The sequence below is a fragment of the Corynebacterium sp. HMSC064E07 genome, assembly GCF_001815745.1.
GTDB lineage: Bacteria > Actinomycetota > Actinomycetes > Mycobacteriales > Mycobacteriaceae > Corynebacterium > Corynebacterium jeikeium_D.
Map to the genome: position 1 here is coordinate 1 of NZ_KV821807.1, position 23,818 is coordinate 23,818.

Sequence of the window (23,818 nt, forward strand, 5' to 3'; positions counted from 1 at the left end):
CCGGAAAAGACACACTTTTCTTTACTTAACCCCCGGCATACACTGCAAATCCACTCACCTGCATAAATACAAGAAAACCCCCGGCGTAAACCGGGGGTTTTCACTCTGCGGAGGATGTGGGATTTGAACCCACGAGGGATGTGACTCCCGCACGCGTTCCAGGCGTGTGACATAGGCCGCTAGTCGAATCCTCCAACGTCGTTAAAGACTACCCAACAAACCCCATTTTCCCAAAACGCTCCCCCTACCAGGGAAAACGAGGCATTGAAGCGGCACTCCCGCGCAATCGGTGCAACCAACAGCAACCAACTCCGGCTGCCGACTGCCGACTGCCGACTGCTGTTTCGCCCCCCACTCCCGGAATTTTTCCGGGAGTTACTTAGCCAGCCGAGCAATCGCCGCCGAGGCCTCCTCCAGCTTGGCGTCCAACTCCTCCGGGCCGCCCTCAGCCGCATGCACCACACAGTGATGGAGGTGAGCATCCAGAAGAGTTAACGCCAACGACTTCAACGCCGAATTCACCGCCGAAATCTGGGTCAAAACATCGATACAGTACTCTTCGTTCTCAATCATCCGACCAATGCCACGAACCTGCCCCTCAATGCGACGGATACGGGATTCATAACGCCGCTTCTCCACGAGATAACCGGGATCAGTGGTGTCATGGCAGCAAGAATCGTCGTCAAGCGAATGCGATTGCGACGAACAACAAGACTCACTCATGAGTTACTCCTTTTTGAATAGCTGGTTGACTCGGAGAAAAACCGCGCAGACGCAGACTGTTGCCGACCACAAAAACCGACGAAAACGCCATCGCAGCGCCAGCCAACATCGGATTCAACAACCCCAGCGCGGCGACAGGAATTGCCAAAACGTTGTAGAAAAACGCCCAAAAAAGATTCGAACGAATCGTGCGGAGCGTCCGGCGTGACAACCGCAGCGCATCCGCAGCCGCCAACAGATCACCACGCACCAGCGTGATATCCGCAGCCTCCATCGCCACATCGGTGCCCGTGCCCATCGCCATGCCCAAATCCGCCTGCGCAAGAGCCGCAGCATCATTGATGCCATCGCCGACCATCGCCACACACGCGCCGCCAGCCTGCAACTTCTCAATCGTCGCGACCTTATCCTCCGGCATCACTCCCGAAATCACATCCTCGCGAGCAATACCGACCTCATCTGCGACCCGAAACGCCGGGCCGGCGGCGTCGCCGGTCAGCAGAATCGGCCGCACCCCCCACTCCCGGAATTTCGCGACCGCAGCCGCCGACGTCGGCTTCACCGAATCCGACACCTCCAACGTGCCCAGGAGCTCGCCGTCGCGGCGCACCGCAACCACCGTCCCCCCACTCCCGGAATTTTCCCCGGAGCGGCCGACCTCGATGCGGTGGCCGTCTACGGTGCCCTCAACCCCCACTCCCGGAATATCCCGGAAATCAGAAACCGGGAGTAGAGAATCCGGATCCGCCGCGCGCACAATCGCCTGCGCAATCGGGTGGTGCGACGCCGCTTCCACCGAAGCGGCAAGTGGCAGCAGATTTTCGGGAGTGGGAGGGACCTCCGTCACCTCCATCACACCCGTAGTCACCGTGCCGGTCTTATCCAGCACAACCGTGTCGACCTTCCGCGCCGACTCCAGCACCTCCGGGCCGCGCAGCAACACACCCGCCTTGGCACCTTCACTCGTGCCGACCAGGAGCGCTGTGGGCGTCGCTAAGCCAAGCGCACACGGGCACGCGATGATGAGCACGGCGACCGCAGCCGTGACCGCCTCACTCGCGCCGTGCCCCGTAAACAACCACGCGCCCAGCGTGACCGCGGCGATCGCGATGACGGCGGGCACGAACACTCCCGAAACCCGATCCGCCAGCCGCTGCACCGGCGCCTTACCCGTCTGCGCCGCCTCGACCATCGCCGCCATCTGCGCCAACTGCGTCTCCGAGCCCACGCGCGTCGCCCGCACGAGCAGCCGCCCAGACGTATTGATCGTCGCCCCCGTCACCTCATCGCCAGGGCCGACCTCGACAGGCATCGGTTCGCCGGTCAGCATCGACGCATCCACCGCCGACGCGCCCTCCACGACAACGCCGTCCGTCGCGATCTTCTCACCAGGCCTAACGACGAACACCACTCCCGGACGGAGCTGTTCCACGGGCAGCCGCTTCTCCACTCCCGAACTTTCGAGAACGGAGACATCCTTGGCGCCAAGCTTCATCAACTCCCGGAGTGCCTGACCGGCGTTGCGCTTGGAGCGCTTCTCGAAGTAACGACCAATCAGCACAAACATGATGATGCCGGCCATCGCCTCGAGGTAGATGTTCATATCGGCATCACCAGGAGTGACCGTGAAGTGGAACTCGTGCTTGAGCCCCGGCAGCCCGGCACGCCCGAAGAACAACGCCCACACACTCCAGAGGAACGAAGCGGTCGTCCCCATAGTGATTAGCGTGTCCATGGTGACCTCGCCATGACGCAGATTCTTCAGTGTCGCGCGGTGGAACGGCCAGCCGGCCCACACAAAGACCGGCGCCGAGAGCGTGAGACACAGCCACTGCCAATTAGTGAACTGGAGGGCAGGAATCATCGACATTGCGATGACGGGAGCAGTGAGGATGACAGCGCCGATGACTCGGTTGCGCAGGTCTTCCAGCTCCCGGTCTTTCCCTTCGGGAGCAGCACCCGGTTCCTGTTCGGGCTCCTCCTGCGGAAGCTCAGCGGTGTACCCCGCTGCCACGATTGTGTCGATCAGTTGCTGCGGGTTGATGTCCGCCGGCGCCTCCACATGCGCCTTCTCGGTCGCATAGTTCACGCTCGCGTTAACGCCATCAAGTTTGTTCAGCTTGCGTTGGATACGGTTTGCGCACGACGCACACGTCATCCCGCCGACGGGGATATCAAGGGTGAGAAGTTGCTGCTCAGACATCCGCTTTCCTCCTTGGGGGTTTAGTTTGCGACCGCCTTGTAGCCAGCTTCATCCACTGCTGCGATTACGGCAGCGGTGTCAATGTCTGCATCCGAGGTCACGGAAAGGAAATTCCGGGAGCGGTCAACCTGGACATCAGTGATTCCCGGGAGTTCAGAGACTTCCTCCCGCACCGATGCCTCGCAGTGTCCGCATGTCATGCCAGTAACAGTAAAAGTTTGATTAGCCATACCCCAATATATACCCCCTATGGGTATATCTGTAAAGCTATTCGCGCTGACGGTAGCCCGAGTAGGCCCGCCCCGCGAGAGCTGTCGGGAAGGCAAGGTTGAATTCGGGCGGCGCGTGCAGAGACGGCGGGTGGCGGTAGACCGCGCCGGAGCCGTCGTCACGCTCGAGGTGCCCGTTGAGGCCTTGCCTGTCGTCATCGTTGGCGGCGTTATGTTCTTTGCAGGTCATGACCATGTTTTCCATAGTCGTGGCGCCGCCGTTTTTCCTGGCGACCAGGTGATGGGCCTGCCCGGCGTGGGCGGGGCGCGGGCACCCGGGCCACGCGCAGATGGGGTTGTCGAGGATCATCGCGATGCGCTGTTCCTCCGTCGCCAGGCGCGGGTTGTGTATCGGGAGTAGGTCGGTCGGCGTGTTGTGCTCGTCGTAGACCAGCACCCAGCCGGTGTCCGCGAGCAATGCCTCGACGAATTGTCCGGGAGTGAGGACGGAGCCGTTGGAGGTCGCCGCAAACCGCGGACTGTACTCCACGATGTCTTGCGCGGTTACGATGAGCGCGGGCTGGTAACGGAGCTTGTCGACGTCGTCAAGCGGCCCCTCCGACCCGTGTGCCAGGCGTTCTGCCAGCGCCTGACCGACACACCGATCCCGGGTGTAATCCTCGTGCGCTTTGGCGATTTCAGCTGCGCGCACGGTCAGCGGCGCGACCAGGTCGTCAATCATGTTCGCCGGACCAGTGACCTGCAGATGCTTCATCCCGCGGATGTCCGGATTCCGGGAGACGTGGGCGCGCAGGTGCTGCGGCGGCTCGTCGGTGCGGTTGAGCTCCTTGACCTTGGTGCGCATATAGGTGTCGAGGCCCTCGAAGTCGTAGGCCGCGGCAGCGCGGGTGAAGTCCAGGCGGTAGTACTCCCGGATTTCGACGTTGTTGAGCTGCCCGGAGCGCTTGTCGATCTGCATCACCGTGTCCAGCGACAGCTTCAGCTCCCGGGCGATCGCGACGGCCTTGTCGCGGGATTCGACGTCAACATCCTTCTCGACCGTGCCGAACAGCCGCTCGGCACAGCGCAGCAGGCGCTTGAGGCGGAAGGGGTCGAAGCCGATGCTGGCTGCCAACTCCCGGTGCCCGGTGGATTTTTCCGGGAGTGCGGCGCGCAGGTCGGCGAGCACGTCAATCCCCCGTGTCGCCAGCGCGCTGAGCAGTCCCAATGTCGTCATGGGGCTAAGGCTAGTTTCCGGGAGTGGGCGGCTTCAATCGCTTTTTGGCGTTGTCCACAGCCGTCGTAAAGCATGCACAATCTGCACAAACGGGCTTGACGACGCACTCCCGAAAGTGCCCTACCGGAACGCGACCTCTCCCACCGGCCGACGTAACTTCCGGGAGTGGAGGGTGTCGGGAGCCGCGGCCATGTCCTCGCACGCGCGCACGGCGGCCATGAGGTGCTCTTCCTTGGAGGACTGGTAGAACTCGCGGGCGGATTTCGGGAGTTTGGGTTTGTCGTGCAGCGGCATGTCGGAGACGCTGAGCAGCGCGCCGTAGGGCACCCGGAAGCGGTAGCCGTTGGCGGCGATGGTGGCGGATTCCATTTCGACGCCGATGGCGGTGGATTTCTGCAGCTCTCGGTAGAGGTCGGCCTGGGAGCGCCACTCCCAGTTGCGGTCGGAGGTCGACAGCACGGTGCCGGTGCGCAGACGCTTTTTCAGCTCATCGCCGGTGAGTCCGGAGACGCGGGCGAGCGCGTTGGTGACGGCGAGCTGAATTTCCGCAATCGGTGGGATGGGCTTTTCCAGGGGCACGTAGTTGTCGAGGACTCCGTCGGCGCGGTCGTAGCCGTTGGCGAGAATCATGTCGCCGATGCGCATGCGACCGTCGAGACCGGCGCAGTGTCCGACCATCATCCAGCAGTGCGGTCGCGTGACGGCGAGGCAGTCGGTGATGGTTTTGGCGTTCGAGGGGCCGACGCCGATGTCGATGATGGTGATGCCGCATTGGTCGTCGCGGAGCAAGTGGTACGCCGGCATCTGCGAGGCGTGCGCGTGCTGACGGCAAACTCCGGGAGTGGGGATGGCGCCGATGTCGTAGCGCTGCCCACCCGGGCACGCCAGCGCCGTGTACCCGTGCGGATTTCCGGGAGTGAGGGTGGCGGCGTATTCGAGGAACACGTCCGTGTGCAGCTGGTAGTTGGTAAATAGCACGAAGCGCTGGATGTTTGCGGCGTGCGACCCGGTGTAGTGCTCGAGGCGCTGGAGGGCGAGGTCGATGCGCTGGGCGGTAAAGAGGCTCAAGGGTTTGATGAGCAGGCCCAGGTAGTCGGCTTCGCCGTCGGCGATGGTGTCGTCGATGCTGGCGGAGTCGATGGGGGTAAACGTCTTCTCCACTGCCGCCAGCATGCTTGCCGACGCCCCTTCCCTCCCCGCCGCTTCCTCGGCGGCCGCGTCGAATCCGCGGCACATCCGGAGTGGGATGGGCTGGTCGGAGACGCGCACCTCGACTTCGCCGCCGTGGTTGGCGAGCAGGTCGGTAATTTGCTCGATGAGGTAGGTGCGGAACATCACCGGGCGGGTGATGGTGGTGGCATACACTCCCGGACGGTCGACGAAGCCGTGTGACAGGGAGGGGTCGACATCCTCGACGGCGCTGCCGGCCGGGACGGTGAAGCGTAGTTCGGGGTAGTAGGCGCGCACCGGCCCACTCCCGGAATTTCCTTCGGTGGCGGCGGTGTACTGCTCGACTAGGTAGGCCATCCCTGCCCGGTGGATTTCGGTGAGCCGGTCGACGGCTGCGGCGGCGTCGGTGTAGAAGTCGCCTTCGCCTTCGGTGGGCCAGAACGGGGGTGTTGCGGAGTCTCGTACCTGCATAGCCCAAGGCTAGGCGGAGAGGTTCCCGCTCGCATCCGCGCCGCGCTCATCACGCCAGGCACGCTCACGCAACCAGCTCAGTGCCGACTCCACACTCCCTCACGGCTGCGGCGGACTTCAAAGACCTGGTGCACGTGGTAGCCGCCGATGATGGGGATGGTGAGGAAGTGGCGGCCGTCGTCAAGCTCGTGCCAGAGGATGCGACCGTAGCGCACGCCGTCGCGGACGTGGGCGCTGAGGTAGTCGGCGCGTTGTTGGCCGCGGAGGGTGGCGTAGAAGGCGGGGTCGACGGGGAGTTGGACGAGATTCCGGGAGTGGGGGGCGATGTCGGCTTCTTGCAGCCGGATGGCGACGGGTCGGCCGTCGACGAGGAGGTCAGCAGTGTGACGGCTGAGGCAGATGATGTGGACGTCGCTTATTGTGGTGTGCATTTTGCGCTCCTATTCGCTCTTCCCCGCAGGCGGTCTGTGGGGCTGATCTTCCTTTGGGGCACCGGGTCCGCGAATCGGGCGGTTGCCTATCGACGCTGTCAAAGGCCATTTCTCGTCGATATCTTGTGATCGTGTCGCCCACCCTAACACCAACTAGACAGCTTTGTCTACCATCTCCCGCACGCTTTACGACGAAGCCCCCACCTTCCACTCCCGAAAGCTACCGCCTTCCACCTCGCCCGCTGACTACCCCTTCCCCATCAGCACCAGAACCACCAGCGCCACGTTGAGCGCGATGATGAGTCCGCAGATAACCCACGCGACCCGGCGCAGTAGCGGGGTGTTGGCCCAGATACCCATCTCGGCATGCGAGGAGGTCATGCGCACCAGCGGAACCAGCGCAAACGGGATACCAATCGACAGCACCACCTGGCTGAGCACCAGCGCCCACGTCGGCTCCACGCCGCTGGCGATAATGAGCAGCGCCGGAATGATGGTGACTATGCGGCGCACCAGCATCGGCACGTGCACCTTCAGTAGGTCGCGCATAATCAGGTCGCCGGCGTAGCAGCCGACGGAGGACGACGCCAGCCCGGAGGCCAACAACCCAACCGCAAAAAGCACGCCCACTACAGGGCCGAGCGCGCTGGTCACGGCGGCGTGCGCGCCTTCGATGGAGTCGGTCCCCTCCACTCCCGGAAGTGCTTCGGCTGCGAGACACAGCATGCCAATATTCACCGACCCAGCCAGCACGAGCGCACCGAATACATCGATACGCGTGGCACGCAGGTGTTGGCGCAGCGAGGCATCATCTTCCACCTTGTACTCGCGGTCGCGCACCAGCCCGGAGTGCAGGTAGACCGCATGCGGCATCACGGTCGCACCCAACATGGACGCCGCCAGTACCACGGTGTGCGCACCCTGGAAGCGTGGCAGAATTCCGCTGGCCATCTCCCCGAGACTCAAGCCCGTGACAAACAGCCCGGCCAGGAACCCCACCGTAATGACCAGCAGGAACGCCACAATCACGCCTTCAAAAGTGCGTTGCGAACGCCCACCCTGCAGCAGCAACAGCCCCAGCGAGACCGCACCGACGATGACGCCACCGAGTAGCATCGGCGTTCCGAAGAGCAGGTACAGCGCAGTGGCGCCACCAATAATTTCCGCCACATCCGTCGCTGCCGCCACAATCTCGGCCTGCACCCAGTACGCCAGCCGCCCCGGCCGGTTCGAACCGAAGCGGTCGGCAACGCCTTCGGTCAGCGACTGCCCCGTCACCAGGCCATACTTCGCTGACAGGTACTGCACAACCATCGCCATGAGGTTGGACACGACCAGCACCCACAGCAGCAGATACCCGTAGCTCGCGCCCGCAGACAGGTTCGCAGCCACATTTCCGGGGTCCACGTAGGCAATCGCCGCCACAAACGCAGGCCCCAGCAGACTCATCATGGGCTTGCGGTTTTTCTCGCTTGATGACGTCACTTGCGACCCTTGTGCCCCTGAATCATTCACCCGGCCATTATTTCACGGCCTCGACACTAAATCTTCAATCAGCCCAAAATTTGGGCAGCCATGGTGCCACCGAGATTTACCAGGCGGTCGGAGATGTCGTCGTCAAGCGAACCGACGAACACGACGGGTTCGGCCGCAAGCTCCCACTTGTAGCCGGTCGTGATGGTTTTCATGGCGTTTTCCGCGCCGGTGGTGTCGAAGCCGCCGCGGATCCAGTAGGAAAATGGCAGCCCCTTGGTAACTTCCTGTGCCTCCCGGAAGGTGGTGTCGAAGAAGTGCTTGAGCGCGCCGGAGATGTAGCCGAAGTTGGCGGAGGTACCGAGCAGGATGGCGTCGGCGCTGGTCAGGTCGTCAATGGTGGCGTCGAGAGCCTCGACAACCTTGACATCCACGCCCTCTAGCGCGGGATCGTTGGCGCCCTCGAGCGCGTGACTTAAGACCTCCTGCAGGAGCGGGGTCGGGGAATGGTGGACGACTAGAAGAGTAGGCATGTCCCGAGGGTAACGAAGCGGCCCCTAGAAAATCACCTGTTCGCGAGGAATTTCCAGACCCGCACGCAGGGCTTCCGGGAGGTCAGCGATGGAGTCGAGCTCTACGCTCCCGCCGCCATCGCTAGCATCACCGCCACCGCTCAGCGAATCCAGAATCCACCGCTGCGCTGCATCCACCGACACCTCGCCGAGAGTCACGTCGCCATCGCGCTTGGACAATCTCCGCCTCTCAGAGTTCACCACCAGCGGCACGTGCACGAACGAAGGTGTCGCATACCCCAAAAGACCAGCCAAGTACGCCTGGCGCGGGGCCGAGGACATCAGGTCATCACCACGCACGACTTCAGTGACACCCTGCTCGGCATCGTCAACGACGACCGCGAGGTTGTAGGCCCACATGCCATCGGCACGCTGGAGGACAAAGTCATCGATTGGGGCGGTAATCTCGCCATGCAGCTCATCGGTCGCAGCCCCCTCACTCACCTGCGATTTCAGGCGTAACGACGGCCTCCTCCCCGCTGCCGCAAATTCGGCCTTTTTCGCGGAGAGGTGCTCGTCGTCAAGCGAACGACACGTGCCGGGATACTGACCTGGCACGCCATGCGGCGCGGAGGAGGCGGCGAGGATTTCGCGGCGCGTGCAGAAGCAGGGATAGGTCAGGCCGCGTTGCGTGAGGTCGGCGAGTGCGGATTCATACAGGCCAGAGCGTTCAGACTGCCGAACCGGGGTGCCATCCCAGTCGATGCCGATGGCCTCGAGATCGGCGAGCTGCTGCGCCTCATACTCGGGGCGGGAGCGCTGGCGGTCGATATCTTCGATACGCACGATGAAGCGGCCACCCTGCGCGCGGGCGTGCGCCCAGGCGAGAACCGCGGTGCGCAGGTTTCCCAGGTGCAGCCGACCGGTCGGCGAAGGGGCGTAGCGGCCGGTGGGTAAAGTGAAATTAGTCAACCGTTGGGAACTGGTCACAGGAATATGTTAGCGAGACCCCAAGATGATAGTTGAAATCTTGGGGAAAGATTTCCGGTTGAATAACTCAAATCATCTTGGAGGAAATTCATCTTTTACTCGAAAGACATTCATACCCTCTCAATAAAATCAAGGGTTAATGTATGCGTGACTTTTGTAGGCGGATCTTTTAGAGGAGAACAATGTCATCACGTTTGCGCGTAAATTGGCTAGCATCGATTTCCATTATCGGACTAGTCGTGAGCCTCCTCTGTCTCCTGGGCATCGCAAATGGGATGTACACATTGAGCAAACTAGCTAACCAGACTGCCGTTATGAGTACAGCAGCTATTACAGCTAAGACAGATCGTGCGCTGCTCTACTGCTTAATCGCTCTTGGCAGCCTGATTGTAAGCTGTTTTACATTTATTGTTAATGGAATGCGCAGTAAGCGTGGAGCTAAGAAAACAAATAATTAAACCCGCTCATCCTCTAACTCCTGCGGACTCAAACCCACAGGAGTTAGAGGATGAGAGGCAAAGTCGGCCTCGAAGACTTCATCGGCACTCGCTTGGAGCCCTGAGCGGCAGGTAACATTCCCTCCCGTGACAAATAACGAAAACCTGCCCAAGTCTGGGCCGGGCAACGCCGAGGCTGCCGCTGTGAGCACCTCGCACGCGCCCGAGAACGCAACTAAGTCCGAATCCACAGCACACACGCCACGCCACATCCCGGTACCGAAATCGCTGTACCCGATGTTCACGGCCATTTTCATTGGCGTGCTGATTGTCTCCAACATCACCGCCACCAAGGGCGTGGAAATCTTCGGCCTGGCCACCGACGGTGCCTTCTTCCTCTTCCCCTTGAGCTACGTCATCGGCGACGTGCTTTCCGAGTGCTACGGCTACAAAGCCACCCGCCGCACCGTGTGGACCGGGTTTGCCATCCTCGCCGGCGCAATGCTCTGCTTCTTTGCCGCCATCAAGCTCCCGGCGGCACCGTGGTACGAGAATCAGGAAGCATTCGCCACTGTGCTGGGCACCGTCCCGCAGCTTGTTCTCGCAGGTCTGGCCGGTTATATCGTCGGTCAGCTGCTCAACGCCTGGTCGCTCAACGCCATTAAGAAGCGCACTGGCGAAAAGGCTCTCTGGGCGCGCCTGATGGGCTCGACTGTGGTTGGTGAGTTCGTCGATACGCTCATCTTCTGCTCCATCGCCGCCACCGCGATCGGCATCGACACCTGGGGCACCTTCGTCAACTACGTCATCGTCGGCTTCATTTGGAAGACCGCCGTCGAAATCGTAGTCATGCCAATCACCTACGCCGTCATCGCGTGGGTCAAGCGCCGCGAAGGCTACTACGACACGCACGTTCCCGCTTAACGACGAAAAAAGTGCCGCGACCTCGCCTGAGATGCGAGTAGTCGCGGCACTTTTTGCTTTTTACTTCACGTCCCGCTTGGCATTGGCCCAATGAGCAACGCCAACAGCCACAACAATCCAGGCCACCAGCACCACGATGTTGAACCACATCGGCTGCGTCATGCCGGCCTCAAACCCGATGCGTGGATTCTCCGGATTTGCCATCAGACCGCCCAATTGCGTCGACAACTGCTGAATGCGTGCACCCGGCGTGACCAGCCACAGTGGCCGGAAAATCGCATACGCCAGCGCCGCGAACTCCAGCATGCTTTCCACCACCAGAATCCACACCAGCGGAATAGCGACAGCGGCCACGCGCGAGCGCGTCAGCACTCCCAGCGACATCGCGATTAGTCCAAACACTACAAAGCCAAGCACTCCGGCGAGCATGTCCGTGGCAGCGTCGCCGCCCTTGAACTCCACGCGCGGGGAAACCGTCACCGATAGCCAAGCAAGCGCCACACCAATGACCCAACAGACAGCAATCAGCACAAGGGTCAGCGTCATCCGTGCCGAAAGCCACAGGCTCCTTCGGTCCTGCGTCAAGAACGCATGCGCATTCATCTGATCGTTGTACTCACCCGCCAGGGTGGAGCCACCAAAGGCAATCACGATCATGTTGAAGATCACGGTCCCCAACAGCAGCAATTCCCAATCAGCAGTCGCACCAGCGTCCGCCGCCATGCTGAAAGCCGCCATCGGCCCAGCTATCGAGCCCACCAACAACACCACATACACCCACGTGCCACGCAGGCTGGCTAGCTTCGTCCATTCCGACCGCAAAGCGTTTCCAAAACTCATCTCAGTCACTCCCCTACTGCCCAATCGCCTGCGCGCGGTATTCCTGCGATTCCTGGGTCGCAGCCAGGAACTTTTCCTCCAGGTTGTCGCGCTTCGTGTGCAACCGTGTCACCAACAGCCCCTCACGCAGAGCAGCGGCCGCAATGTCGCGGCGGAGTTGCTGCTCGCTGATGCCGTCGTAAAGCGGAATGCGCAATTGCTTATCGACGTCAACCCCACGCGCGACCGGCCCTAACGCCTGCAGCAGCCGAGCGGGGTCATCGACTTCAACTTCGATGACCGTGCCGTCGGAAAGGAATTCATCCATGCTGTACTCGCCGATCATGCGACCGCGGCCGATGACGACGATGCGGTCGGCGGTGAGCTGCATCTCGGAAAGGAGGTGCGACGACACGAGAACTGCACAGCCCTGAGCGGCCAGCGCCTTGATGGTGTGGCGCATCCACGAGACGCCTTCGGGGTCCAGGCCGTTGACCGGCTCATCCAAAATCAGATGCTGCGGCTTGCCGAGCAGAGCCGCTGCCACTCCCAGACGCTGCTTCATGCCCAGCGAGTAGCCGCCGACCTTGTCCTTCGCCGCCTCGGTCATGCCGACCTGCTCAAGGCACTCTTCCACGCGGGTGTCGGGGATGCCGGCGCCGCGGGCGAGGGCCCGCAGATGAGCGCGGCCCGAACGAGCCTTGTTGTGCCAACCGGCATCCAGAATTGCACCGGCGATGCTGGGCTTATTCTTCAGCGTGGAAAAGGGCTGGTTGCTGTAGGTGTTGCCCTGGGAATCCGTCCCGGTGAACAAGGCCTGGCCCGTGGTCGGGGTATCGAGGCCCAGCATGCAGCGCATGGTGGTGGACTTGCCGGAGCCATTTGGGCCGAGAAAACCTGTCACTACACCGTCGGGAACGGTGAAGGACAGGTCATCGACGGCTAATTTCGAACCGTACTTCTTGCTGAGTCGTTCAACCGTGATCATGTCCTCCATGATGCCGGTTGAGACTGCCTCGCGCAGTAGAGCTAGGTCTAGTTTTGGGCTTCCCCCGGGCCCGCCCAGCCGCCACTTCACGCCACTGGACTGATTCGGGTGTTCCCTGCCACTTCACGCCACTGGTGTCACCTCATGCCACCTCCACAGATGGCACGAGGTGACATGGCTGTCGTGAAGTGCGAAAAGGCAGAAGCCTAGCCCCAGCCCAGCCACAGCCCAACCGACCCAAGCACTCCCCAGCACACCCCAGCCCCCAGCCGAGCCCTAATTCCCCACCGCACGGCCACCGTTGGCGTAGTAGCGGCCCATAAACTCATCGCGATACTCGAAGAACCGGTCCTCCAGGATCGCAGCGCGAATGTTCTCCACCAGCTGCACCATGAAAAACAGGTTGTGAATCGTGCACAGCGTGCCAGCCAGGTACTCCTTGGCCTTCAACAGATGATGCAGGTAGGCCCGGGAAAAATTCAGCGAAGTGTAGGAGGGCACCTCCGCATCCACGGGGCGGAAGTCGTTCTTGAAGCGGGCATTCGTCAAGGTCATCCGGCCATCGAGCGTGTACACACCACCACGGCGGGCAAGCCTGGTCGGAGCCACGCAGTCAAAGGTGTCGGCACCGGCCTCGACAGCGGCGAAAATATCGTCCGGCTCGGAAATCCCCAGCAGGTGGCGGGCGCGGTCGTCGGGAAGCTCGTCGTTGACCCAACCGCAGATCAGGCCCAGGTTCTGCTTCTCAATCGCCCCACCAATGCCATAGCCGTGGAAGCCGAGCTGGCCGGCATCCTCGAACTCGCGGGAGAGCTCCACCAGCCCGCGGGCGGCCTTGCGGCGCAGGTCTTCGTACTGCGCACCCTGCACGACACCGAATAACTGCTGGATGGGCAACTGGCCGTCGTCAAGCGAATGAACATGCGCATCGACCTGACCGCGCGAAATCGTCAGCTCGTTGTGAGCCTCCAGGCAACGGCGCGCCCAGCGGTGCGTGCGCTCGACGGATGCCTCCTGGTAGCCGCGGGTGTTCATCAGCGTGGTGAGCTCGTCGAACGCCATCATGATGTCGGCGCCCAGCGCGTGCTGAATACGCATGGACACCTCCGGCGTGAAGCGATGCTCGGAGCCGTCGATGTGCGAGCGGAAAGTCACGCCGTCCTCGTCGACAAACGCGTTGCGCTCTTTGCCCTCGGCGACGATGTCGTCTTTCTGCATGCCGGTGACGTCCATCGCGAGGGTCTTTTTAAAGCCCGCGCCGAGGCTGAGCACCTGGAATCCGCCGGAGTCGGTGAATGTCGGGCCGTTCCAGTTGGAGAACTTTGCCAACCCGCCGGCCTGGTCGACGATTTCCTCGCCGGGCTGCAGGTACAGGTGGTACGCGTTCGACAGCATGGCCTGCGCGCCGGTGGATCGCACCTGCTCGGGCGTGAGCGTCTTCACGGTCGCCTTCGTGCCGACCGGAATGAACGCCGGCGTAGCAATATCGCCATGCGGGGTGTGGATGGTGCCAGCACGTCCGCGCGCGCCTTCGATTTGCTTTACGACGTCAAAGCCCGTCGTCCTCGACTGCGACATGAAGCTCCTTGGTTGTGGTCCAGTGCTAATGCCTTGAGGTTACCTGGGTGCTATTCGCGAGTTACTCAGCGCTGTCGTTTTCCTCGGGTTGGGCAGCGTTTTCCGGGTCCCACACGGCGCGGCTACGACGTGGCGCTTCCTCTTCGAGTCCTTCGCGCTTCATCAGTTCCGCAACCGTAATCTTCTTCCGCTTACGAGCCGGGCTGTAGTACGGGCGGACCTCGACGTCCTTGGCATTTTCCGGGTTCGGCTGGGCGTCGGTTGGTTCAGCTGGTTCGGGCTGCATGAGCTGTTCGGTCGGCTCCGGCTGCTCCGGCTGCTCTGGCTGTGCCGGCTGCTCCGGATCAAAAGGCGCCGTAGGGGCGGACAGTTCGGCCTGCTCAGAGCGTTCGGCCTGCTCAGCCTGGTCAGCGGGTTCGAGCTCCTTCAGCTTTGCCTTCTTCCGCTTCGGAATCCAGCGGTTACGCTTCTTGGTCGCGACAGCCACAGCAGTACCACCAGCTGCGCCCGCCGCGCCCTCTGCACCAGCACCGACTTCACCATCGGCACTGTCTGCTTCGTCCTCGTCAGCGTCAGCCCCGCCAAAGCCACGCCCAGCGCCTTCGCTTTCGGGCAACAGGGACTCACCGCGAGCCATACGCTCGCGGCGGCCCTTCTCCACCAGTTCCTCGGAAACCTCTTCCAGGGCAGAGCCTTCGACATCCACAGAAGGCAACACCTTGTCCAGCCACTTCGGCATGTACCAGGTAGCGCGGCCAAGCAGGAACATGGCTGCCGGGATGAAGGTCATGCGGATAACGAAGGCGTCGAAAAGCACTGCGGCACCCAGCGCGAAACCGAATACCTTGATGATCGCCAGGGGTTGCCCGGCGAACGCCGCGAAGACGGAGATCATAATAATCGCAGCGGCCGTGACCACACGAGCGCCGAGAGTAAAGCCTTCAACGACCGATTCTTCGACCGCGTTGTACTTCGATTCTGGCGAGGATTCACCCTTGTTGTGGGTGTAATGCTCGCGCATGCGGGAAACCAGGAAGACCTGATAGTCCATGGCCAAACCGAACGTCACACCAATGAGGAAGATTGGCACAAAGCTGACCAGCGGACCCGGAGTGCTAATCACACCCCAGAGGCCATCCTGGAAAAATGCCACTGTGACACCGAATGCGGCTGCGACAGAGAGCAAGAAGCCCACACCGGCAGTCACCGGCACCATCAGGGAGCGGAAAATCATCAGTAGCAGAATCACTGCCAGCCCCACGACAACGCCCAAGTAGAGCGGCATTGCGCCCTGGAGACGGTCGGTGATGTCAATTTCGATAGGAACCAGGCCAGTGACACCGGTGAATAGGCCGGTGGTTTGCTCAATCTGCTTCTGCTGATCGCGCACCGCGTTCATCAGCTGCTTGGTCGCAGGATCGAGCGGACCCGACTTCGGGGTCATAATCATCTTGACCGCAGTGCCGTCATGATTCATGCCAATCATCTGGATGTGCTCGACACCGACATTGGATTTGAACTGGTCGACAGCGTAGCTATAGGAAGCCTTACGGGCGGCCTCGATGTCAGAGAGTTCCGGGTTGGTCTGTTTCAGGGACTCGATAAGTGGTTTGAGCACCGGTGCGTCGGGCTTCACATCATCCGACTTGGCAATAATGATGAGCTGTGAATTACGTCCCGCGCCGAAGCCCTCTTCAATCATGGTGATGGCCTTGCGGTTCGTGCTGTCCTTCGCCGCAGTAGAGTCCGACGGCAGCGCCAGCTTCAAGTGCATGGCCGGGTAGGCCAACGCCAACAGCAAGACGATACAGCCGACCAGGAACAACCCTGGGGCCTTGTGCACGAAGGTGACCCAACGGCGCCCCATCGTCATCTCGCCGAAGAAGGAAGAGCGGCGTCCCTTGCGCGCATTACGCGAGGGGTTGCCGGCAACACCGGGCACGCGACCAGCGAAGACCTTGTCGCCCAGCAGAGACATAACTGCCGGCAGCAGGGTCAGAGAGACCAGCACTGTGAAGGCCACCGTGATTGCCGCCGAAATACCCATCAGGGACATGAACGGCACCTTGGCAACCGTCAGCGCTGCCAACGCAACGATCACAGTGAGGCCAGCGAAAACCACAGCGGAGCCCGCCGTACCGGTAGCCATGCCGATGGCGTCTTCGTTGGTCATCCCTCGGGCTCTTTCTGCCCTGTAGCGAGAGAGGATGAACAGTGCGTAGTCAATACCGACAGCCAGGCCGAACATGACGGCAAGCACCGGGGTAATCGAGTTGACGTCAGTGAATGCGGTCATCAATGTCACACCAAAGACACCGATGATGATGCCCACTACCGCCGTCACAATAGGCAAGAACGAAGCCACCAGAGAGCCGAAGGTGACAACCAGCACGATAAACGCCACGGTCACACCGATAATCTCCGAGGTCGGAGCTACCTCAATCGCGGGCTGCATGCCGGGGCCAGAGGCCTCGACCTTGATACCTGCGTCACGACCGGCCTGCATCGCGTCGAGAAGCGCCTGCATATTCTCCGGCTCGATGTCCTGCGGCATCTTGGCATCGAAAACGAAGGTGGAAATACCGTAGCGACCGTCATCGGACACGGTACGCATGGCATTGGCATCGGCCTCGGCAACATCCTTGGGCAGGCCGGCGGCCATGCCCTGTTCCTTGACCATCGCCTGCATCTTCGGATTGAGGTCTACCGGGTTGTGAAGTTGCAAATCGTCGGCGATTTGGCCGACATTGTCGCGGATGCCGTTAATGACCTGGTCAACAGCTTCTTTATTCTGTGGGTCATCGAGCCTCTGCCCCTCCGGGGCCTCGAAGGCGACATAAATACGCTGCTCTCGAATTGGGTTCGGAACATCGGGGAACTTTTCCTCAATCACGTGCGAAGCCGTTGCCGACGGCATGCCGGGGATCGAGAACTGGTCGATGAACCCCTTCTGGAATGCGGCAACTGCACCGCCCAGCCCCGCCAAAATCAGGAACCACGCGATGATCACAGTCCATTTATGCAGGTAGGAGAACCTGCCGAGTTTGAACAAGGCCTTTGCCATGTCAAGTTTCCCTTACGTCTAATATTCGCCTGGACCGCCCCCAACTGCCGCTTCCCCCGAGTTCGCGCTAACCAAGCACTCCCTCGGACTTCACCTGCAGTTCGAAGCCTCTTCGCTACTCCGATGCTAGCGACCACCCCGGATTGACCGACGTCAACTCTGGCGCTGGCGTAGTCACTGGGGGCGGGCACGACATAAAAACCGGAAATACTTTTGCTAAGAGTAGCGGACTTCCCGGATAAACGTGAACAATGGGGTGCGTGTTACTGATGTTATTTTTGTGATTTCGGCGCTCCAGGTCAGACGCCTCGCCATTTACCGCTTTACGACGGACACCTCCTGCACCCCCGCCACACCCAGGCAATCTGGGCCGATTAAATGCAAAACCCCCGGGGCTCCTACTTAAAGGAACCACCGGGGGTCTCATTGGCGGTGACGGAGGGATTTGAACCCTCGGTACGGGGTTACCGCACAAAGCATTTCGAGTGCTTCACCTTCGGCCGCTCGGACACGTCACCGCTAGAAAACGTTACAGGTAGCCCCTTTATCTACCAAATCCCCAGGTCAAAAGGCTCAGCTGTCCGCACAGTCGACACCGCCGGTCCTTCGCCAAGCCGTTCACACAGAACCACAACCCCCGCCACCCCAAATCACTCCATCTACTGCACTATCCACTTAAATCACCGCGCTATTCGGGGCAGCCAAAGCCGGCTGAGATATGAAGGAATAGTCTGTAGCTTGAAATCTAGAAACTGAATACACAAGTACAGCCTCACAGAAAGGGTTCTCCCTCATGATTCGTTCCGCCATCATCGGCTACGGCAACTTGGGCCGTAGCGTCGAAAAGGTTATCGCTGATCAGCCGGACATGGAGCTCGTCGGTGTCTTCTCCCGCCGCGATTCGCTGGACACGGAGGCCCGCGTACTCCCGGCGGCGGATGTCGAAAAGTACAAGGACGAGGTAGATGTCCTGTTCGTGTGCCTCGGCTCGGCCACCGATGTCCCGGAGCAGGCCCCTGAGCTGGCAAAGAGCTTTACGACGGTCGACACTTACGACAACCACCACGAGATTCCGAAGCACCGTGCGGCCATGGACGCCGCCGCGCGCGAAGGTGACAACATCGCGATGATTTCGACTGGTTGGGACCCGGGCCTGTTCTCCCTGAACCGCGTCCTGGGCGCTGCCATCCTGCCGGGAGCAGACCAGATGACCTTCTGGGGACCGGGCCTGTCACAGGGCCACTCCGACGCCGTGCGTCGCGTGCCGGGAGTGAAAAAGGGTGTCCAGTACACCAAGCCAAACCCGGAAGCCATCGAGGCCGTAAAGAAGGGCGAGGGTGCAGACCTGAAGGGTAACGAGTGCCACCTGCGCCACTGCTTCGTCGTCGCTGAGGAAACCGGCGACGCCGACGAGGATGCCAAGCTCAAGGAGCAGATTCGCGAAACTATCGTGACCATGCCGGATTACTTTGCCCCATACGAGACCATCGTGGACTTCATCTCTGAAGAGGAGTTCGACCGCGACCACCAGGGCATGCCGCACGGCGGCCAGGTCATTACCCGTGGCCAGGCCGGTACCTCCGGTCACGTCATCGAGTTCGGTCTCGAACTGGAGCGCAACCCCGACTTCACCGCTGCCGTCCAGGTTGCCTACGGTCGCGCTGCCTACCGCCTGAAGCAAGCTGGCGAGACTGGTGCCCGCACCGTCTTCGAGATTGCCCCGTACCTTCTGTCCGCCGAACCACTGGATGACCTGGTAGCTCAGAAGCTGTAGCCAGCCCCAACGCTGACAGCCGGCCAGCGAAACACAAAGAACCCCAACCATCTCCGCATATCAGAAGCGGAAATGGTTGGGGTTATCTCTTCCCGAGAGCTAAAAGCTTTACTTGTCGGTCAGCTTGCCCAGGGCCTCAGTAGCCTTGTCCTTCAGGTCCTCAGCACCCTGCTTGACCTTCGAAGCAGTCTGCTCGCCCTTGCCCTGGTTCTCCAGGTCCTCGTTGCCAACGGCGTCGCCAGCAGCTTCCTTAACCTTGCCGCCCAACTCGTCGGCCTTGTTCTGCAGCTCGCTCATAATGTAAGCCTCCTATGTAAACGACTTAATCTATTTCTATAGAGCCACCGTCTAGCAGCTCCACTGGTTTCGACAGTACGTGAAAATGAAGGTCCGGCACGGCCACAGCGGGAATTGTGACCTAACTGTGATTCCGTTCACTCATCCAACTGCCGTTGCCTTTCGAAGAATTCCCGCAGGTAAACAGAGCATTCGTCGGCAAGCACACCCCCGCGCACCTGTGGCGTGAATGCGTGGGCGGGATCGCGGATGACATCGGCGATAGAGCCGCACGCGCCGGTTTTGGGCGACCACGCGCCGAAGACCACACGCCCCACGCGCCCCATGACGCACGCGCCGGCACACATCACGCACGGCTCGAGCGTGACGACCAACGTGCACTGCTCCAGACGCCAGCCGTCACCGACGGCACGGGTGGCCTCGCGCAGTGCGATGACTTCGGCGTGGGCAAGCGGGTCACCATCCGCTTCCCGACGGTTCGAGCCCCGACCCACAACCCTGCCCTCGGCATCCACGACCACTGCTCCCACAGGTACATCCCCGGGTGCCGTGTGAGCAGCTTCAGCGATAGCCAGGCGCATCCACTCCTCGTCGAGAATGTCCTGTTCGCGGCGGGGAAGAGCACTTGGCCGACCAGCTGGTTGGCCGGCCGCAAGGTCGGTTGGTCGCTCGGTCAGATGACCTTTCTCAGAGTTAGTCGTCATAGGGGTCGTAGTCGTCGTCATCGCCGTCATAATCCAGGTCGGCGACATCGGCGAGCTCCTCGGCACACCCCAGTTCCTCGGCAATGGCCAAGATCTGCTCGGACGCCCACAGCGACTGATCGTCACAGATGGACTCCAGGGCTTCCTCCGAACAGCCCAGGTCAGCGAGGATATCCATATCTCCTTCGGCCCAGGCGTCGACATCGTCGAGCTCGTCCTCGTCGAGGTCGGGGATATCCAGATCCAGCTCGTCGAACACATCTGCCGCAATGTCGTCGGTGACGGCGGCGGTGGCGTCGGAAAGCACAACGCGCAGCGACCCAACGCCCTGGCGCACGAGAATAAAGTAATCGTCGTCGATATTGAGCATTCCGACAGCGGCGCGTTCCGAACGCAGATTGCGCAGCGCCTGTGCAGCGTCGGCGAGGGAATCGGTGGCGTCGTCCCCAAGATCGACGACGCGCCAACCGCGCTCCCCCATAGTTACGGCAACCGCGAAGGAGCGGTCGTCATCGGAGGTGTACCCTCCGGAAAAGGTCGTGCTCATAACCCACAACGCTAGTCGCTGTATGTCATGCTTGTCAGGTGAGCAATTTCGAGTCCCCCTCCCCTGCTTCGTCCTCCCTGTCAGCTGCACAACTACCCGCGGTATGCATCCTCGGTTTGGGCCTCATCGGTGGCTCCATGATGCGCGATCTGCGGGCCCATAACGTCGAATGCTTCGGTTGGAATCGCTCGTCTGCAACGGTCGAGGAAGCCACGAAGGAGGGATTCGATGCCAGCACGGATTTTCAGGCCACTCTCGAACGCGCTGAGGCCAGCGGCGCACTCATCGTGATCGGCACCCCCATGACGGTCGTCGGCGCGATGCTGGATGCCATCAACGAGCACGCCCCCAGCTGTGGCATCACGGATGTGGTCTCCGTGAAGGCCGCCGTCGCCGCCGAGGTCGCCGCGCGTGGCATGGAGGAACGCTTCGTCGGCGCGCACCCGATGGCGGGTTCTGCGCAGGCGGGCTGGTCCGCCACGCTCGAAGGGCTTTTCGACGGCGCCCCCTGGGTCATCACCTACGACCTGGCAGCTGCTACCGATGCTGCGGGCGAGCCCGTCCCGGAGCGCTGGATTGAAGTCTTTTCGCAGGTCGCCAACTTGGGAGCAGCTCTTGGCAGTCAACTCATTCCAGCGCTGAGCGATCACCACGATGCCAGCGTCGCCCGCATCTCCCACATGCCACACCTAGCGGCCTACGCAATTGCCGCCGCCGGTGAAGCCGGTGGCCCCCTGGCCATTTCGCTTGCAGCCGGCTCTTTCCGCGACTGCACCCGCGTCGCCGCCGCTGCTCCTGACATGGTCATGTCCTGGTGTGAGAACAACACCGAACCCGTGCTCACCGCGCTTGACGACGTCATCGAGCGCCTCACCGCCGCGCGCACCCAGTTGGCCACCGAGGGAACCGCTATGGACCTGGCCAAAACCGGTCAGATTGCCCGTGTCCGCTACGAGGCCCGCCCTGCTCACCGCCCGATTTTCCGACTGCGCGTCGGCGAGGGCGGCTGGATCAACCAGTTGAAGTTGGCCGAAAGCGTCGGCGGGCAGATAGATGTGTTCTAGTGTGGAACTATGTTTTCCCCCGAGCTGCACACCAGCCTCGCAGGCATCACTGTCGTCAACTTCGCCATTAACGTACCGGGACCACTGGCCGCTCAGCACTTGGGCCAGCTAGGCGCCCGGGTGATTAAGGTCGAACCACCCACAGGCGACCCGCTCGGTTCCTTCGGCCGCTCCTGGTATGAAGCTATGTCCGCAGGTCACGAGATTATCCAGGCGGATCTGAAGAGCGATGAGGGTCGCGCACAGCTGAGCTCGCTGATCGATGAGGCCGATGTGGTCATCACCTCGGTTCGCCCCTCCGCGCTGGAACGCATGGGGCTGGCGGGCCTCCACGAGCGCCCGAATGGGCCGGTACATATCGACATTGTCGGTGATACCGAAGCTCCAGAAACGCCTGGCCATGACCTGACCTACCAGGCGGAGGCCGGAACCCTCACGCCTCCGGCCATGCCCCCGGTGCTGTTGGGCGACATTCTGGGCGCACACTTTGCGGTCACCGCTGCCCTTGCCGGGTTGATTAAGCGGGCAGGTGCTGGGGCGGACGTCGTAAAGCAGTCTGGACTGCACTGCCGCATCGGCCTGAAGCAGGCTGGTGAGACCGGTACCGCGCCGCTGAAGTACGGCATGACGGCGCCCGGCGGACTACTCGGTGGCGGCCTGTGGACGTACGGCCTCTACCCCAGCGCCGATGGCTACGCGGCCGTGGCAGCGCTGGAGCCGCACTTTGCCGCCGCCCTGACCGAGGCCACTGGCGCGAGCAACCGCGAGGAACTCGCAGCCTTCCTCAGCGAGCGCACCAACGCCGAAATCATGCAGCTTGCCAGCGAAAAGGCGCTGCCACTGGCTGCGGTGGAGTAAGAGGGCGACTTAAGGCCGCGTGCCTCGACGTACTCCTGGGCCTGGAGCCTTACGCGGTCAGCCCCGTGGCCTCCGCGGTGAGCTCCACCGAACGCAGTCGGTCAGGAACCTTCAACGACTGATGAGCCACGATCAGCTCATCCGCCGCCGAGTACTCACCGAACTGCGCAATCTGCTCACGCACCTGTGCCACCGTGCCGACTGCCGTATGACGGAACATATTCTGCACCTGGCGCCCCTGCGGGGTATCCATCAGAATCTCTGCCTCATCGTCGGTGAGGTGGTGACCACCGCGGCTGAGGAACCGCCTGACCATGTTCCTGCGGGTAGCGAAGTACTGCTGCTGCGCATCCTCTTCGCTTTCCGACGCAATCACGTTCATGGCCGCAAAAGCGTACGGCTTATCCAGCTGCTCAGAAGGCTGGAACTGCTCGCGGTAGACCGCGATGGCATCGCGAAGCGCGTCCGGCGCGAAGTGCGAAGCAAACGCGTACGGCAAGCCGAGCGCCGCCGCGAGCTGAGCACCAAAGAGCGAGGAGCCCAGGATGTACAGCGGCACGTGGGTGCCGCGGCCCGGAATCGCGTTGATGCCCTTAATCAGCGACTCGTCGGAGAGGTAACCGCGCAGCTCCTGCACATCCTGCGGGAAGGAATCAGAAGAGCGCGGGTCACGACGCAGCGCACGCATAGTGGCCTGGTCAGTGCCCGGAGCGCGGCCAAGCCCCAGCTCGATGCGATTCGGGTACAGGTTCGCGAGCGTGCCGAACTGCTCCGCGACCGTCAGCGGTGCATGATTTGGCAGCATGACGCCGCCGGAGCCGAGGGTGATGCTCTCGGTTTTTGCAGCCACGGCTGCGATAAGAACTGCCGGCGACGAGGACGCGATGGAGTTCATATTGTGGTGCTCAGCGTACCAAATACGCTTATAACCAGCCTTTTCCGCTGTCTGCGCCAAATCGATGGAGCCCTGTAGGGCGTCGGCGTGGGACTGCCCCGAGGCTACGGTAGCGAGGTCAAGAATGGACTCAGTACGAATCATGGTTCCACAGTCTAGACCGTTAGTCGGATATTGCGAGTTTGAGATGCTTCGAATACTGAGGCGCTGGGTTTTGGGGTTTGGGGATTCGGGTGCGGGTGGCTCGTGGGTGGATCGTGGGCGGCTTGCGGGCGTGGGTGGCTCATGGGTGGTATTCACTCATCGATGAGGTATTCACATATCGATGAGCTATAGCCTGGCCACAAGTGAATAGCTCATCGATATGAGCGCAGGCAGAGCCAATACCGCGCCCATAAGTACCGGAAAACCATCGAGGGTTAAACGACAGAAAGTGTGTCTGGATTCGGT

Annotated in this window: 22 protein-coding genes, 2 tRNA genes and 1 riboswitch; of the genes, 5 read left to right on the forward strand and 19 right to left on the reverse strand. The window is 61.6% G+C overall.

Going from position 1 to position 23,818, the window contains the following annotated elements:
- Positions 1–108: 108 nt before the first annotated feature.
- The 10 genes from HMPREF3053_RS02495 to gluQRS all read right to left on the reverse strand — a co-directional run bounded on the left by HMPREF3053_RS02495 (position 109) and on the right by gluQRS (position 9,419).
- Positions 109–194, reverse strand: a tRNA-Ser gene (locus HMPREF3053_RS02495).
- A 181-nt stretch (positions 195–375) separates the two neighbouring features.
- Positions 376–723 carry a metal-sensitive transcriptional regulator gene (locus HMPREF3053_RS02500; RefSeq protein ID WP_065421667.1) on the reverse strand — a complete coding sequence of 116 codons (348 nt, stop codon included), beginning with the start codon at positions 721–723 and terminating at the stop codon, positions 376–378.
- The gene (locus HMPREF3053_RS02505) at positions 716–2,926 is read right to left on the reverse strand and encodes a heavy metal translocating P-type ATPase (RefSeq protein ID WP_049172420.1); all 2,211 of its coding nucleotides are present in this window, start codon (positions 2,924–2,926) and stop codon (positions 716–718) included. Before HMPREF3053_RS02505 ends, HMPREF3053_RS02500 begins: the two co-directional genes overlap by 8 nt.
- A gap of 20 nt (positions 2,927–2,946) precedes the next feature.
- Positions 2,947–3,156 (reverse strand): heavy-metal-associated domain-containing protein, encoded by a 210-nt coding sequence (locus HMPREF3053_RS02510; protein WP_049172422.1) that lies wholly within the window; start codon positions 3,154–3,156, stop codon positions 2,947–2,949.
- A gap of 37 nt (positions 3,157–3,193) precedes the next feature.
- Entirely contained in the window at positions 3,194–4,372 is a 1,179-nt protein-coding gene (locus HMPREF3053_RS02515; RefSeq protein ID WP_070767230.1) for an HNH endonuclease signature motif containing protein, read from the reverse strand.
- Between the two features lie 120 nt (positions 4,373–4,492).
- Positions 4,493–6,013, reverse strand: coding sequence for an AMP nucleosidase (locus HMPREF3053_RS02520; protein WP_016421863.1), 1,521 nt, complete (start codon positions 6,011–6,013; stop codon positions 4,493–4,495).
- 77 nt (positions 6,014–6,090) lie between these two features.
- Entirely contained in the window at positions 6,091–6,444 is a 354-nt protein-coding gene (locus HMPREF3053_RS02525; protein ID WP_070559674.1) for a hypothetical protein, read from the reverse strand.
- 10 nt (positions 6,445–6,454) lie between these two features.
- A riboswitch (SAM riboswitch) is annotated at positions 6,455–6,575 on the reverse strand.
- A gap of 115 nt (positions 6,576–6,690) precedes the next feature.
- Positions 6,691–7,929, reverse strand: a complete 1,239-nt coding sequence (locus HMPREF3053_RS02530; RefSeq protein ID WP_070767231.1) for an Nramp family divalent metal transporter — start codon at positions 7,927–7,929, stop codon at positions 6,691–6,693.
- A 68-nt stretch (positions 7,930–7,997) separates the two neighbouring features.
- Positions 7,998–8,450: a flavodoxin family protein gene (locus HMPREF3053_RS02535; RefSeq protein WP_016421860.1), complete on the reverse strand. Its 453-nt coding sequence runs from the start codon at positions 8,448–8,450 to the stop codon at positions 7,998–8,000.
- A 24-nt stretch (positions 8,451–8,474) separates the two neighbouring features.
- On the reverse strand, positions 8,475–9,419 hold the full coding sequence (gluQRS, locus tag HMPREF3053_RS02540; protein ID WP_070767232.1) for a tRNA glutamyl-Q(34) synthetase GluQRS: 945 nt from the start codon (positions 9,417–9,419) through the stop codon (positions 8,475–8,477).
- Positions 9,420–9,733: 314 nt separating this feature from the next.
- Here gluQRS and HMPREF3053_RS10835 point away from each other — a divergent pair, with 314 nt between their 5' ends.
- Positions 9,734–9,877: a hypothetical protein gene (locus HMPREF3053_RS10835; RefSeq protein WP_224784318.1), complete on the forward strand. Its 144-nt coding sequence runs from the start codon at positions 9,734–9,736 to the stop codon at positions 9,875–9,877.
- Positions 9,878–10,003: 126 nt separating this feature from the next.
- On the forward strand, positions 10,004–10,780 hold the full coding sequence (locus tag HMPREF3053_RS02545) for a queuosine precursor transporter (RefSeq protein WP_070767233.1): 777 nt from the start codon (positions 10,004–10,006) through the stop codon (positions 10,778–10,780).
- A 60-nt stretch (positions 10,781–10,840) separates the two neighbouring features.
- Here HMPREF3053_RS02545 and HMPREF3053_RS02550 read toward each other — a convergent pair whose 3' ends face one another.
- The 5 genes from HMPREF3053_RS02550 to HMPREF3053_RS02570 all read right to left on the reverse strand — a co-directional run bounded on the left by HMPREF3053_RS02550 (position 10,841) and on the right by HMPREF3053_RS02570 (position 17,747).
- Positions 10,841–11,620 (reverse strand): ABC transporter permease, encoded by a 780-nt coding sequence (locus tag HMPREF3053_RS02550; RefSeq protein WP_070566566.1) that lies wholly within the window; start codon positions 11,618–11,620, stop codon positions 10,841–10,843.
- Positions 11,621–11,633: 13 nt separating this feature from the next.
- On the reverse strand, positions 11,634–12,587 hold the full coding sequence (locus HMPREF3053_RS02555) for an ABC transporter ATP-binding protein (protein WP_049190213.1): 954 nt from the start codon (positions 12,585–12,587) through the stop codon (positions 11,634–11,636).
- A 276-nt stretch (positions 12,588–12,863) separates the two neighbouring features.
- Positions 12,864–14,165: a tRNA guanosine(34) transglycosylase Tgt gene (tgt, locus tag HMPREF3053_RS02560; protein ID WP_070767234.1), complete on the reverse strand. Its 1,302-nt coding sequence runs from the start codon at positions 14,163–14,165 to the stop codon at positions 12,864–12,866.
- A gap of 61 nt (positions 14,166–14,226) precedes the next feature.
- Positions 14,227–17,229, reverse strand: coding sequence for an MMPL family transporter (locus tag HMPREF3053_RS02565; RefSeq protein WP_070767235.1), 3,003 nt, complete (start codon positions 17,227–17,229; stop codon positions 14,227–14,229).
- 427 nt (positions 17,230–17,656) lie between these two features.
- Positions 17,657–17,747: transfer RNA gene (locus HMPREF3053_RS02570), tRNA-Ser, on the reverse strand.
- A gap of 275 nt (positions 17,748–18,022) precedes the next feature.
- On the opposite strand from HMPREF3053_RS02570, the gene HMPREF3053_RS02575 reads away from it, so the two are divergent.
- A complete protein-coding gene (locus HMPREF3053_RS02575; protein WP_070429202.1) occupies positions 18,023–19,003 on the forward strand; it encodes a diaminopimelate dehydrogenase in 981 nt (326 codons plus the stop codon).
- Positions 19,004–19,111: 108 nt separating this feature from the next.
- Here the strand turns inward: HMPREF3053_RS02575 and HMPREF3053_RS02580 are convergent, their stop codons facing one another.
- The 3 genes from HMPREF3053_RS02580 to HMPREF3053_RS02590 all read right to left on the reverse strand — a co-directional run bounded on the left by HMPREF3053_RS02580 (position 19,112) and on the right by HMPREF3053_RS02590 (position 20,551).
- Positions 19,112–19,300 carry a CsbD family protein gene (locus HMPREF3053_RS02580; protein WP_048759178.1) on the reverse strand — a complete coding sequence of 63 codons (189 nt, stop codon included), beginning with the start codon at positions 19,298–19,300 and terminating at the stop codon, positions 19,112–19,114.
- Positions 19,301–19,437: 137 nt separating this feature from the next.
- On the reverse strand, positions 19,438–19,881 hold the full coding sequence (locus tag HMPREF3053_RS02585) for a nucleoside deaminase (protein ID WP_048759248.1): 444 nt from the start codon (positions 19,879–19,881) through the stop codon (positions 19,438–19,440).
- A gap of 112 nt (positions 19,882–19,993) precedes the next feature.
- Positions 19,994–20,551, reverse strand: a complete 558-nt coding sequence (locus HMPREF3053_RS02590) for a tRNA adenosine deaminase-associated protein (RefSeq protein WP_049172449.1) — start codon at positions 20,549–20,551, stop codon at positions 19,994–19,996.
- A gap of 38 nt (positions 20,552–20,589) precedes the next feature.
- Here HMPREF3053_RS02590 and HMPREF3053_RS02595 point away from each other — a divergent pair, with 38 nt between their 5' ends.
- The gene (locus HMPREF3053_RS02595) at positions 20,590–21,615 is read left to right on the forward strand and encodes a prephenate dehydrogenase (RefSeq protein ID WP_038627304.1); all 1,026 of its coding nucleotides are present in this window, start codon (positions 20,590–20,592) and stop codon (positions 21,613–21,615) included.
- A gap of 9 nt (positions 21,616–21,624) precedes the next feature.
- On the forward strand, positions 21,625–22,473 hold the full coding sequence (locus tag HMPREF3053_RS02600) for a CoA transferase (RefSeq protein ID WP_070767236.1): 849 nt from the start codon (positions 21,625–21,627) through the stop codon (positions 22,471–22,473).
- 49 nt (positions 22,474–22,522) lie between these two features.
- On the opposite strand, the gene HMPREF3053_RS02605 is transcribed toward HMPREF3053_RS02600, so the two are convergent.
- Positions 22,523–23,512 (reverse strand): LLM class flavin-dependent oxidoreductase, encoded by a 990-nt coding sequence (locus HMPREF3053_RS02605; protein ID WP_049172455.1) that lies wholly within the window; start codon positions 23,510–23,512, stop codon positions 22,523–22,525.
- Between the last annotated feature and the right edge of the window lie 306 nt (positions 23,513–23,818).